The organism is Bacillus cereus group sp. MYBK227-1 (genome assembly GCF_051916325.1).
GTDB classification, from domain to species: domain Bacteria; phylum Bacillota; class Bacilli; order Bacillales; family Bacillaceae_G; genus Bacillus_A; species Bacillus_A cereus.
Genome location: NZ_JBQAGK010000003.1, coordinates 570735 through 583423, shown reverse-complemented (window position 1 = coordinate 583423; position 12689 = coordinate 570735). Strand labels below are relative to the sequence as shown.

The following is a 12689-nucleotide window of genomic DNA, read 5'->3' as shown; positions in this document are numbered from 1 at the left end:
CATATGTCAACAATCGAAACAAAACTAGCACAAATCGGAAATCGCAGTGAAACTACAACCGGAACGGTTAATCCACCAGTTTATTTCTCAACCGCTTATCGTCACGAAGGAATTGGTAAATCTACTGGCTTTGACTATTCACGAACTGGCAATCCAACTCGAGGTCTTTTAGAACAGGCGATCGCAGACTTAGAATATGGCGAACAAGGTTATGCCTGTAGTTCAGGGATGGCGGCTGTTCTCCTCGTCCTTTCTCTATTCCGCTCTGGAGACGAACTTATTGTATCTGAAGATTTATACGGGGGAACGTATCGATTATTTTCTGAGCATGAAAAAAAGTGGAATGTTCGATGTAGATACGTAAATACACAGTCTATTAAACAAATTGAGCAAGCTATCACAACTGAAACGAAGGCTATTTTCATAGAAACTCCAACTAATCCATTAATGCAAGTTACTGATATTGCTGCTGTCGCAACTGTAGCGAAAAGGAACGGACTACTCCTTATTGTAGACAACACTTTCTACACACCTTATATACAGCAACCATTAACAGAAGGTGCTGACATTGTACTTCATAGCGCAACGAAATATTTAGGGGGACATAACGATGTACTAAGCGGGCTTGTCGTTGCAAAAGGAAAGGAACTTTGCGAGGAAATCGCTCATTATCATAATGCATCAGGTGCAGTTTTAAGCCCATTTGACTCATGGTTATTAATTCGCGGTATGAAAACGTTAGCGCTTCGCATGAGGCAACATGAAGAAAATGCGAAAGCAGTTGTTGCGTATTTAAATGATGAAGACGGGGTGACAGATGTATTTTATCCAGGAAGAGGTGGCATGATCTCATTCCGCCTTAAAGATGAAGCTTGGATTAATCCATTCTTACAATCTTTATCCTTAATTACATTTGCCGAAAGTCTTGGTGGTGTAGAAAGTTTAATGACTTATCCAGCAACGCAAACACATGCTGATATTCCTGAAGAAATTAGAACAACAAACGGCGTATGCAATCGTCTTCTTCGATTCTCAGTTGGCATTGAAAATAGTAACGATTTAATTCAAGACTTAAAGCAAGCAATTAAACTCGTAAAAGAAGGTGTAAGAATATGAGCTATTCTATAGATACACTCTTACTACACAACCAATATAAACACGACTCGCAAACAGGCGCTGTGAACGTTCCTATTTATAACACATCAACTTTTCACCAGTTTGATGTAGATACGTTCGGAAAATATGACTATAGCAGGTCAGGAAACCCAACTCGTGAAGCTCTTGAAGATATCATTGCTTTATTAGAAGGCGGAACAAAAGGATTCGCCTTTGCATCAGGCATTGCAGCGATTTCCACTGCATTCCTCCTTCTTTCACAAGGTGATCACGTACTCATTTCAGAAGATGTGTACGGAGGCACTTACCGAGTGATAACTGAGGTACTCTCCCGTTACGGTGTTTCACATACATTTGTTGATATGACCAATTTAGAAGAAATAAAACAAAACATTAAACCAAATACAAAGCTCTTTTATGTAGAAACACCTTCTAACCCACTTTTAAAAGTGACAGATATTCGCGAGGTTTCTAAACTCGCAAAATCTATTGGGGCTCTTACTTTTGTTGATAATACATTTTTGACACCACTATTCCAAAAACCACTTGAACTTGGAGCCGATGTCGTTCTTCATAGTGCTACAAAATTTATTGCTGGTCATAGTGATGTTACTGCCGGATTAGCAGTAGTAAAAGATTCAGAACTCGCTCAAAAGCTTGGATTTTTACAAAATGCATTCGGTGCTATTTTAGGACCTCAAGATTGTTCTCTCGTACTTCGCGGTCTAAAAACATTGCATGTACGCCTCGAACATTCAGCTAAAAATGCCAATAAAATCGCACATTATTTACAAGAGCACTCTAAAGTAAAAAATGTCTATTATCCGGGATTACAAACTCATCTCGGATTTGATATTCAACAATCTCAAGCAACATCAGCTGGAGCGGTCTTATCGTTTACTTTGCAGTCAGAAGATGCACTCCGCAAATTTTTATCAAAAGTAAAATTGCCTGTTTTTGCAGTTAGTTTAGGAGCTGTAGAGTCAATTCTTTCTTATCCAGCAAAAATGTCACATGCAGCACTGTCGCAAGAAGCTCGTGATAAAAGAGGAATCTCTAATTCATTACTTCGGTTATCAGTCGGTCTTGAAAATGTTAACGATTTAATATCCGATTTTGAAAATGCCCTTTCTTATGTAGAAGAACCTGTAAATGCATAGAGAAAAAGAAGATATGAGATTAGGTTTTCATATCTTCTTTTTATGCGGTTTAGCTATATTCATTTGAATTTCTTCTTTTCTTATAGTCCATAAAAAATAAAAGTATATCATCTATTTCTAAATAATGGATTAATTGATATATTAAGAAATAAAAAGGGGTGAAAATAATGGATACTTATGCAGATATTTTAATCGTTATCGATTTACAAAATGGCGTATGTTATAGCGAGGAGCATTTATTTGATTTACAGAACTTACTAAAAAAAGTAAATAAAAGAATTTATTCATATAGAAAATTAAATAAACCAATCCTTTTCGTTCAACATTGTGATGATGATTTAGTACCCGAGAAAGAACTTTGGGCTATTCATACCGATCTAGATGTTCAAGAACAAGATTTTTTTGTAAGAAAAACACATGCAAATTCATTTTATAAAACAAACTTAAAAGAAATTTTAGATCAATTATCTGTAAATCGCATTGAATTTTGTGGCGCCCAAACAGAGTACTGTATGGATGCAACGATTAAGTTTGCCCACGGACTAGGATACGAAAACTTTATGGGACAGAAAACAACCTCTACGTTGAATAATCCTTTTATGTCCGCAAAAGAGACAATTGATTTTTATGAGAACATATGGAATCACAGATTTTTAACGTTGCTAAAAGATGAATTTTAGAATAAATGACTAATGACTTGATCATCCTAAGATTTATCAGCCGTAATCAAATATTTCATTATCACCATAAAGAAGCGAATGACATTCAGCTTCTTTTCTTTTAACCTGTTTTATATTCTATATATATCATTATAATTCCTTTGTCATATTATTTTAAAAATTTCGTATATTCATTTGAAAGAATAAGAAAATCATGATAAAATTGTGTTACAAATATATCTATATCTTTCAATTTTTAAAACGCATCGAAATTTTCACCCAAAAATGTCATTTTACAAAAACATGCTAATTTACCTATTTTATTTACATCCGGGTCTCTTTTCTTACAATTTCTTTACTTTAGGACTTTTTTTCTGCAACAACTATTTTCTTTTCTTTAAATTTTTGGTATGTATAGTATGGTATAATAGCTCACACGGAGGTGGAAAAGAACATGTTAGAAACCTTTCAAAAAGAATTAGAACTATATGAAAGTAATGCAGAATTATTAAAAGTGCTAGCTCATCCTGTTCGTTTATGTATCGTAAAAGGATTAATCGAGCGCGGTCCAAGCAACGTTTCTACAATGTATACTGGCTTAAACATGCCACAATCTACAATTTCACAGCATTTAGCAAAATTAAAAAGCGCTAAAATCGTTTCTAGTGAAAGAAAAGGATTGGAAATTTATTACAAAGTAGAGAATGAAACAATCATTCAACTCGTTCGTGTATTATTAGGTTAGGGACTAATAATCGCAGAAAAAGAACGTATTCTATATTTTTTATCTCATATCTTTAATATAAATATATATCATGAGAGGAAATATATAATACTACATAAGTCGTATTAAAAAACAAGACACAGTATATACTGTGTCTTGTTTTTTATATTGTTACATACTGATCCAAATGTAAATGTTGCATATCTTTTGTATGTATAACAACATCAAACGAACTCCCTACTCCTCCATTTAAAATCATAGAACGAACTGCTCGATTTTGTTTTTGCGTTTCAGAAAAAGGATTCGTATCTTGATGGCTCGTAAGCTGTTCTAATATCCCTGCAGCTAACAAGAACTCAGATTGTTTCTTATGCCATACTGCACTCATTCCTTGCATACTAAAGATCTCCTTTAGCTCGTCCCAATGAACATGAGTAGTAAGATCCATTTCACCTGGATGCGCTAGTGGGTTACGCATTAGCTTATGCTGATAATATCCTCGCAAACTTCCTTCGCGGTGTGCTGGATGCATCCATTCTTCTTTTGTGTATCCGTAATCAACTGTAATACATATACCTTTTTGAAACCATTTCGAAATTTCTTTTATATACTCCTCCATAACAATTGGTACTTCAAAACGTTGCCCTTCAGCAATATAAATATTATATTTCAATAAATAGCGACCAATTCTTTTATTTAACGGCCTACATACTTCTGAAAGGTTTCCTTCCTCTGTATATGTAATACGTACTTCATACAATATACCATTTCTTTTCTCAATTACTTCAACAGGAAATGCATCAAACAACTCATTCGAAAAAAGAATTCCCTCGAAAGAATCTCCCATTTCACTATAGGAGGTATAGTACGATACATTAGAAAATGAGCCAAGTTGCTCCTGCTGTAATTTCCTATGAAAAGGGCTCACTTCAATCATTGAATAGTTTAAATTAATAAAGGTGTTTGGAGATAATTGCTTCCATTCTTGTAAAACATCATAGGCAAACTTCCCTGTTCCCCCACCAACCTCACAAATATTCGAAGCAACTTCACCATTTTCAACAAGACGAATAAAAAGTTTTGCAAAAGTTTTTGCAAAAACAGAGGATACATTGCTACTTGTAAAAAAATCCCCTTGTCTTCCAATCTTTTCACGTTCTTTCATATAATATCCATGACCCTCCGTATACAATACAAGGTTCATATACGTACTATATGAAATTGAATAATCCTTTTCTTTCCCCATCCATTCTCTTAAAATGAGCTCCATTCCCATAATAACTCCTTATTGTAAAAACGGATTATTTTCTTTTTCAAAGCCAATGCTTGTTTCTGGACCATGTCCACATAACACCGCTGTTTCATCTGGTAATACAAATAATTTCTCTTCAATACTTCCAATTAATTCAGCAAAACTTCCACCAGGCAAATCTGTTCTTCCAATGCTCATTTGGAACAATACATCTCCTGAGAATACAGCATTCGCTTCTTTACTATAATAAGAAATACTTCCTGGAGAATGTCCTGGTGTCTCAAAAACTTCAAAATTAAATGATCCAATTGTTAATGTACCTTCTGCATCAATAATATGATCCGCTGGTTTTGCTGTAATACTGCGGTTCATCATAAAAATTTGAGAGCCGTTTACAGTTGCATCTCCTAACCAATCTGCTTCTTCTTTATGTACGTACACAGGAATATAAAAAGCGTCTCTTACGGCATCAACAGCACCGATATGATCAAAGTGTGCATGTGTTAATAAAACAGCCAATGGTTTTAATTGTTCTTCTTGTAAATATGTAACGAGCTTTTCACCTTCATGACCAGGGTCAAAGATAATGCACTCTTTTTGATCGTTCATTAAAATATAAGCATTTGTTTGTAATGGGCCTAACGGCATTTGTATCCATTTCATATAAAAATCTCCTCCAGTTATTAAAAACTTACTTTTAATGATACAACATTTCTTTCTCTGAGGAAAAGAAAGGATGCTATCTCGACAATCATTTTTAAAACATGTACAATATAAAAGAGTAAATATTCCAAAAACTCATAATAAGAAATGGGTAGACAGAGGAGGATATTGTATGGGCCTTGTTATTATTTTTACACTTGTCACTCTGTTAGCTGTATTTGCTACGCTTAGAACACTTCGTGAAAAAAACTTTTTCGCGAGCGGCTTTGCAATTGCAACTGTACTCGTTTTCGGATGGTTTACGATCATGACTGTTCTATATAACGGGTATCCACCAGCAGCTTAATTCGTTTACACTTTATTCTTCATCGAGATTTTACACAAAAAGAGGAAGGGTTCCCCCTTCCTCTTTTCATATTTCACAACTTATATCATCTTCGCTTCGTATTTGTGCTTTTTTACAAGCCAAGCTCCTCCGATAACACCTGCATCATTACCAAGTGTTGCAATAGCTAACTTCGTGCTCTTTACAGCACGTGAGAAAGCGTATTGCTCGAAATAGCGTTGAATTGGTTCTAATAGCGCATCTCCAGCTTTAGACACGCCTCCACCAATAACAATTTTCTCTGGGTTCAATGTACTAGAAAGGTTCGCTACAGCTAATCCTAAATAAGAAGCTACTTTTTCTACTACTTCACCTGCTAATTCATCACCTTGTCCAAGTGCTTCAAAGACATCTTTTGATGTAATACGTCCTTCTTCAGCTAACATAGAACGCAACACGCTCTCTTTATTAGTCTCTTGTATTTTTTGCATAGCAACACGTACAATACCTGTCGCAGATGCTACTGTTTCTAAGCAACCAGACTTCCCGCAATTACATGGGAAAGCATTTTCTGTAACGACTGTAATATGTCCAATCTCACCAGCAGCACCACTCACGCCGTGTACAATCTCACCATTGGCGATTACACCACCACCAACGCCCGTACCAAGTGTCATACAGATTAAATCTTTTGCACCTTCACCAGCACCTTTCCACATTTCACCAAGCGCTGCTAAGTTCGCATCATTATCAATAACAACAGGTAATCCTGTTTCTACTTCTAATAAATCTTTTAGCGGATAGTTTTTCCATCCTAAATTAACCGCTTCATAAATCATTCCAGACGCCACATGTACAGGACCAGGAGCTCCCATACCAATACCAATTAATTTGCTCTTCAATTCGCCTAATTCTTCTAGCTTTTTATCAATTGCTTTCGCAACATCAAGTGTAATATGTTTTCCTTGCTCACCTGTATTCGTAGGGATTTCCCACTTATGTAAAATTTCACCGTATACATTAATAAATGCTAATTTAATCGTTGTACCACCAAGGTCAACACCAACTAACCATTTCTCTTCCATGTTGCTTACCTACCTTTATCTAATTCTTATTTAGCTCTTTTTGAATTTCTTGCTTCAATAAAAATAAAGCTGTTTGATAGTCTTGTGGATCGATTAGCTGTGATTGATTTAATTCACGCAATTCATCTTGCATTAATTGTAAATCTGCAATTCGATCTCCCGTATAAATAATCGTACCAAATTTCTTTAGCAATTGCTGAATATCATAAATAGATACCATTTCATCACCCTCTATGCTCACTTACTATAAAAAATTATAATAAGAAAACGTTCACATATTTTATTATAATCAAGAAGAAAAAGTCTCGTCAATTTTTATTTGTCTATACAAGCTTATTTATAAGCAGTGTTCCTTTTTCTGTAATAATTTTTTCTATGTTTTTATCAAATGGCTCTACTGGAATGTGTTTTACCATTTGAAAATCATACGCTAATGACAGCGTTTTCCCTTTATAATGCACGAGATAACGATCATAATAGCCACCGCCGTACCCAATTCGCTCTCCTCGTTCTGTATAAGCTACGCCTGGGACAATTTGAAGATCAATTTCATCCATATTCACTTCTTCCGTAAGCCCGGGAATCGGTTCACGTAAATTCATATACACCGTTTCTAATTGATCAAAATCATTAATTTGCCGGAAGGACATCGTTCTAGTTCCTTTATTACACTTAGGAACTACAACTTTCTTTCCTTCTTCCCAAGCTTTTTCGATAATAGGATATGTATTCACTTCATTTTCCATTGAAAGAGTAATTCCAATTGTTTTAGCTTCAACCCACTCTTTTTGCGCATACAACGAAAATGCAATCTGTTCTGATAAAGTTGTATACTGTTCTTCTGATAAAGAATTCATGTGTTCTATTATTTGTTTACGTAAACGTACTTTCTCTGCTTTCACACATTCTCCCCCTTACAGTGACACTTTACTCTATGCTGATAGTGTATCACTTTTAACATAGGAATCGAATAAAAAAAGAAACAGTAGGAAAATATTCCTACTGCTTACTTTGTTTCACGGTGTAACGTAGACTTCTTGTCACGCTTGCAATACTTTTTAAGCTCGATACGCTCAGCGTTGTTACGTTTATTTTTCTTTGAGATATAGTTACGATCTCCGCATTCTGTACATGCTAGAGTAATATTCACACGCATTCTTATTTCCCTCCAGTACTAATAACTTAAATCAGACTATACTATAATACCACTTTTAAAATAAAAATTCTACACCTTTTGATATTGTCTAATTTTTTCTATAAGATTTTTCATATTTTCCCTTGCTATTACTGGGTTTCTAGCATGTGAATACACCAAAAATTTTGGTTGTTTTGTGTCAGAAACGATATAAGACCACTCTTTTTCAGTATATTTGAACTGTACTCCTTCAAATATACCTTCTCCCTTCCTTTCTATATCATCCAATAATTTCCTCATAATTTCCCCTTTTTCATTCCATGAACATACCACTTCATCATAAAGTAAATAGAGCGGAGGTGATTGCTCTACTATGCTGAGAAACGTTTTTCCTTGCAATGCTATTAGCTCGAATAATTTTCCAATCCGATATAAAATATCTCGCTTCCACCTTACTTGAAACGACTTTCTTTCATCCTGCGTATAAAATAGAAGATAACATTCTCCTAACTTCAAAGACATTGGGTAAATATTTCCTGTCGATTCGAGTAAGAAATCTGGAATATCGACCTCTTCCAAATCTGTACCTTGGTAAATATTACTATGTTTATCGTATAACTCGAAATGATTTCCTTGCTCAGAAAACATAAGAGCCATATTCGCTTTACTTGATTTCATCAAAGCTTTCACATGATTTTTTTGTTCGCTTGCATAAATCCATGTAACTGTACAACCAAGTCTTTGTAGAAAGAGCATAAGTAAATGTTGCAACGTATCATTTCTCTTATTAATAAGAAGATGAAACTTCTGCATCTGTATTTTCTCGATATCAATATGCCCCAATATAACTTCTATATACTCATTCATAGAAACATGAACCAGCTTATTTCGCCCCATCTCTTTCTCATGCACGTAATAAAACAATTCGGACATATATACTTGTTCTATCTCTTTTTGCTGCTTATACGTTAACGGCATGCCAGCTTGACCATACAACTTTATAACAATCTCATTCTCATTCTCCACTTGAATGAAAACCCCACCTGCACATTGCAAATGATGAACACTATATTGAAAAAGTGACTCGTTCATTTCTTTACATTCCATCGTATGAATCCCTATACCATGAATAGCATGTAAAAATAAATTTTTATAAGAGGTTGTTTCTATATTTTCTTGACTTCCAATTAATATACTTTCTCCTTTTTTAAAAAGAGAACCATACGCCATCGCAATCTTCACGATAAACTGGGGAGTAATTTCAACATTCCCTCTTCCTACAATGCGGCTTTTTTGTAACCACCCTGCACTCATTTCACTTTCTTGAATACCAGCCGCTCCTACTATCGAATGACTATCAATCGCCTTATAAGGCCATAGTTTTCCTTTTTGCTTAATTACCGTACTTCTTCCGATGTGACAGTGATCCGCTACAACACTTTTTTGAAACAGTGTAACATCATCTTCAACTATTGTACGCTCTCCTATTGTCGTTTCTAATAGTTCACAATACTTCCCAATGTGGGCATTTGCAAAAACAATACTTTTTTGAAGATGAGAATAATTTGAAACGATACTATTTTTCCCAATAATAGAATATGGCTCAATTACAGCTCCTGTACCAATCTTTGCTCCTTCTCCAATAAAAGAGGGGCCATGAATTTTCGTCCCTTTACCAATCGTCACCCCTTCTCCCATCCATACCATCGGTAATACTTCTGTATAAGGAATAGGTACTTGTAACTTTTTCGTTAACAAATCAAATTGTGCTTGTCGATATTGATTAAATGTGCCGATATCTAACCAATAACCTTCTGACAAATATGCGAATAACACATTTTTGTTTGCCAATAACGGAAACACATCATGACTGAAATCAAAAAATTGCCTAGGCGGTATGTAAGAAAAGATTTCTGGCTCCATAATATATATGCCTGTATTCACAACATTAGATACTACCTCATTCCAGCCCGGCTTTTCTATATATCGTGTAACCTCCTGGTCTTTATTCATTACAACCAATCCAAATGAGAGTGGATTTTCTACTTCTTTCACAAACATTGTTACCATTCTTTTCTTTTGTTCATGAAACCTAATTCCTTCTGATAATTGAAAGTCAGTTAATGCATCCCCGCTTATCACAACAAATGTTTCATCTAAAAATTGTTCTGCTTGTTTAATACTCCCTGCTGTGCCAAGCGGAGGAGAGTCTTCAAAATAATACAAGTTAACTCCCCATTTACTACCGTCACCAAAATATTGCTTAATGGTCGTACTCATATATTGAACAGTAATTGCAATTTCACGAATACCATGCTGGCGTAATAACTCAATATTATATTCTAAAACTGGTTTTTCTAATAATGGTAACATCGGCTTTGGAGTATTACATGTTAATGGTCTAAGGCGCCTTCCTTTTCCTCCAGCTAAAATAACCCCCTTCATATACTTCAGCCTCCACTTATATAATGTTCAGTAACTCCATATACCATATGTATATTCCCTATCCCACATGAACTAGCAGCATAAACTTGATTAGTTAAACACATCCTCATTTAGAAGACTATATAATTAAATTTCTAACCTATAAAAAAGTACATTTCAAACAACAAGAAAGCGCTTACTATAAATTGGTAAATAATACTTATTAACGACAAACATATATACTAATTTTTCCATTACATTATGATACATCTTATCATCATAAACTAAAGGAAACAACGAGCTTTTTTTGTCATGTTTTGACTAAAAAAAGCAGGTGATTTCTCATCACCTACTTTCATTCCTACTCATTCAATAAATAATGCTTTCCTTTTACTAAATAAAAGACATTTTCAGCAATATTTGTAATATGATCTGCTACACGCTCAATATATCTCGCGACAAATGATAATTGTGTAATTTGCGTAATTGCTTCTGGTTGTTCCGGAACTGAAGATATAAACTCACGAATTGCTTTTCCATATATTTCATCAACGGAATCATCCATTTCAGCAATTTGTTTTGCAAAAGTTAAATTTTCTTGTTCATATGCTTCTAACGCTAAATGCAACATCTCATTTGCAACCGCAAACATTTCATCTAGGTTGTGCAAACTAACAGCCACTTCTTTTTCCCCAAGACGAATTGTAGCCTTTGCAATATTAACAGCATGATCTGCAATGCGCTCTAAATCTGTCGCTGTTTTAATTGAAATAAAAATCCTTCTTAAGTCACTTGCTACAGGTTGCTGCTTCGTAATGAGCATAAGCGCAAGATCGTTTATTTCCTCTTCTAAATTATCCATGCGGTAATCACCATCAATGACCTCTAACGCTTTCTCTACATCCCTTGTATGCAGACCTTCCATAGCAATCAATAAAGCCGCATTTGCTAATTCTCCAAGCTCAATCACCTTTTGCTGTAACGCTTTTAAATCACCTTGAAACTGTTCTCTTACCATTTTTCTTCCCCCTCAATATTATGTGCCATTATATAAAAGTGAAACTTTAATCAACCCTCATCAATCGGGATTTGATAGGCAGCAAGATCCCCTCCCTAACTTCTTTGCTTTCGCTAAATTTTAAGGTGGGGGTCTTACTGCCCGCAAATAGCGGGGTAAATCTCCTACATAGCCTCTTACGCTTGTAATAAAACTTAAGATAAGGAGAAGTATTACTTCTTTATTAACAGTAAGATAAAATAAGAAATGCCCTCTGTTAAGAGGGCATTTGCTCTTAGCTTTGAAACGATATCAACCAAAGCGACCTGTAATATAATCTTCTGTACGCTTATCTGAAGGAGTCGTAAATAATTTGTTTGTATCTGTATACTCCACAACTTCCCCGCTTAAGAAGAAAGCTGTTTTGTCTGAAATACGCGCTGCTTGTTGCATATTATGCGTTACGATAACAATACTAAAATCTTTCTTTAGCTCTTGAATTAATTCTTCTACTTTTAATGTTGAAATTGGGTCTAATGCCGATGTTGGCTCATCCATTAAAATAACGTCTGGCTCAATAGCTAAGCAGCGTGCGATGCATAGACGCTGTTGCTGTCCACCAGATAAACCGTATGCATTATCGTGCAAACGATCTTTTAACTCATCCCAAATCGCTGCTCCACGTAAACTTTTTTCAACAATTTCATCTAATGTCTTTTTGTCACGAATACCATGGATTTTTGGACCGTATGTTACATTCTCATAAATAGATTTTGGAAATGGATTTGGCTTTTGGAACACCATTCCTACATGCGTTCTTAATTCTTCAACTGGATATGATTTATCAAATATATTGCGTTCTCTATACTCAATTACACCTGTAGTTCGAACGATCGGTACTAACTCTACCATGCGATTTAATGTTTTTAAGTAAGTTGATTTACCACAGCCACTTGGACCGATAATGGCTGTAACTTCATTCTCATGAATACTTAAATTAATATCTTTTAAAGCATGGTCTTCCCCGTACCATAAATTTAAATTTTTCGTATCAAATACTACCTTCTTTGGCGCAGTCTCGATTTTCTCTTCGTTTTTCACCTGTACATTTACTACTGTTGCTACCATTTGAATTCCCCTTTCATCCAC

At 35.0% G+C, this 12689-nt stretch carries 14 protein-coding genes; 5 read left to right on the top strand and 9 right to left on the bottom strand.

All coding sequences use genetic code 11. The annotated features are described in order from the left end of the window. The first annotated feature begins 3 nt into the window (after positions 1–3). From metI to ACTFRM_RS16270, 4 genes are all read left to right on the top strand, one after another. Positions 4–1116, top strand: a complete 1113-nt coding sequence (gene metI, locus ACTFRM_RS16285) for a cystathionine gamma-synthase/O-acetylhomoserine thiolyase (RefSeq protein ID WP_088321958.1) — start codon at positions 4–6, stop codon at positions 1114–1116. Further along, on the top strand, positions 1113–2276 hold the full coding sequence (metC, locus tag ACTFRM_RS16280) for a cystathionine beta-lyase (RefSeq protein ID WP_000122299.1): 1164 nt from the start codon (positions 1113–1115) through the stop codon (positions 2274–2276). The genes metI and metC overlap by 4 nt, the downstream gene beginning before the upstream one ends. Before the next feature lie 167 nt (positions 2277–2443). Continuing rightward, on the top strand, positions 2444–2956 hold the full coding sequence (locus ACTFRM_RS16275) for a cysteine hydrolase family protein (protein WP_440043459.1): 513 nt from the start codon (positions 2444–2446) through the stop codon (positions 2954–2956). 433 nt (positions 2957–3389) lie between these two features. After that, positions 3390–3680 (top strand): ArsR/SmtB family transcription factor, encoded by a 291-nt coding sequence (locus ACTFRM_RS16270; RefSeq protein ID WP_000894377.1) that lies wholly within the window; start codon positions 3390–3392, stop codon positions 3678–3680. A 142-nt stretch (positions 3681–3822) separates the two neighbouring features. Here the strand turns inward: ACTFRM_RS16270 and ACTFRM_RS16265 are convergent, their stop codons facing one another. Together ACTFRM_RS16265 and ACTFRM_RS16260 are read right to left on the bottom strand one after the other, a co-directional pair. Beyond that, positions 3823–4935 (bottom strand): class I SAM-dependent methyltransferase, encoded by a 1113-nt coding sequence (locus ACTFRM_RS16265; RefSeq protein ID WP_000525154.1) that lies wholly within the window; start codon positions 4933–4935, stop codon positions 3823–3825. A gap of 9 nt (positions 4936–4944) precedes the next feature. Beyond that, positions 4945–5574 carry an MBL fold metallo-hydrolase gene (locus ACTFRM_RS16260; protein ID WP_000871231.1) on the bottom strand — a complete coding sequence of 210 codons (630 nt, stop codon included), beginning with the start codon at positions 5572–5574 and terminating at the stop codon, positions 4945–4947. A 172-nt stretch (positions 5575–5746) separates the two neighbouring features. Here ACTFRM_RS16260 and ACTFRM_RS16255 point away from each other — a divergent pair, with 172 nt between their 5' ends. Continuing rightward, entirely contained in the window at positions 5747–5920 is a 174-nt protein-coding gene (locus ACTFRM_RS16255) for a DUF2759 domain-containing protein (protein WP_000524852.1), read from the top strand. Between the two features lie 80 nt (positions 5921–6000). Here the strand turns inward: ACTFRM_RS16255 and glcK are convergent, their stop codons facing one another. The 7 genes from glcK to pstB all read right to left on the bottom strand — a co-directional run bounded on the left by glcK (position 6001) and on the right by pstB (position 12668). After that, positions 6001–6984: a glucokinase gene (gene glcK, locus ACTFRM_RS16250; RefSeq protein WP_000391704.1), complete on the bottom strand. Its 984-nt coding sequence runs from the start codon at positions 6982–6984 to the stop codon at positions 6001–6003. A 19-nt stretch (positions 6985–7003) separates the two neighbouring features. Beyond that, positions 7004–7204: a YqgQ family protein gene (locus ACTFRM_RS16245; RefSeq protein ID WP_000253699.1), complete on the bottom strand. Its 201-nt coding sequence runs from the start codon at positions 7202–7204 to the stop codon at positions 7004–7006. A 103-nt stretch (positions 7205–7307) separates the two neighbouring features. Next, positions 7308–7886, bottom strand: coding sequence for a 5-formyltetrahydrofolate cyclo-ligase (locus tag ACTFRM_RS16240; RefSeq protein WP_000642749.1), 579 nt, complete (start codon positions 7884–7886; stop codon positions 7308–7310). 104 nt (positions 7887–7990) lie between these two features. Further along, positions 7991–8140, bottom strand: coding sequence for a 50S ribosomal protein L33 (gene rpmG / locus ACTFRM_RS16235; RefSeq protein WP_001265616.1), 150 nt, complete (start codon positions 8138–8140; stop codon positions 7991–7993). Between the two features lie 69 nt (positions 8141–8209). Beyond that, positions 8210–10564 carry a sugar phosphate nucleotidyltransferase gene (locus ACTFRM_RS16230; RefSeq protein ID WP_102955919.1) on the bottom strand — a complete coding sequence of 785 codons (2355 nt, stop codon included), beginning with the start codon at positions 10562–10564 and terminating at the stop codon, positions 8210–8212. 340 nt (positions 10565–10904) lie between these two features. Beyond that, positions 10905–11561 (bottom strand): phosphate signaling complex protein PhoU, encoded by a 657-nt coding sequence (gene phoU, locus ACTFRM_RS16225; protein ID WP_000251240.1) that lies wholly within the window; start codon positions 11559–11561, stop codon positions 10905–10907. A 291-nt stretch (positions 11562–11852) separates the two neighbouring features. Then, the gene (gene pstB, locus ACTFRM_RS16220; RefSeq protein ID WP_000226686.1) at positions 11853–12668 is read right to left on the bottom strand and encodes a phosphate ABC transporter ATP-binding protein; all 816 of its coding nucleotides are present in this window, start codon (positions 12666–12668) and stop codon (positions 11853–11855) included. Positions 12669–12689: the final 21 nt, after the last annotated feature.